The 411-nt window shown below is 35.0% G+C and carries 1 protein-coding gene; it reads left to right on the top strand.

All coding sequences use genetic code 11. The annotated features are described in order from the left end of the window. The coding region (locus ACYVTD_RS17270; RefSeq protein ID WP_461248866.1) for a hypothetical protein at window positions 1–407 on the top strand (407 nt) is incomplete at its 5' end. Window positions 408–411: the final 4 nt, after the last annotated feature.

The following is a 411-nucleotide window of genomic DNA, read 5'->3' as shown; positions in this document are numbered from 1 at the left end:
TCTATATCCTTCGCAACATTATGGAAGACTTGGCAAGAACTCAAATTGAGGATGCGATTGGAAAGATCCATAAATTTAACTTACAGCCTTCTTATAGCGATTTTTTATTTAAGGTTTGGATCTCCGAAAATAGCTATGTTGAAGGGTTAATTGATTTGAAAGATGATGTTGTGAGCATTAACAAAGTCCGCTTTTACTGTAATGATGTTGATGGAGATTTCGCCATTGATTACGCCTTGGTCGCAAAAAATGCCATAGTGACCTTAAGAAACATATTTGCGGATCTTGTAAAAAGCTACCGCGAAAAGTATGAAGAAATAAAAGAAGAGCGTAAGGTAAAGGGCGTTGATAATATATCCCTTTTCAAAGAACAGGTTGAGGTGTTAAATAGAAAATTGATAGTTTGATAAG

Source organism: Treponema sp. R6D11 (genome assembly GCF_054786075.1).
The sequence above is the reverse complement of the archived record's forward strand: the minus strand, read 5'-3'. Positions and strand labels throughout refer to the sequence as shown.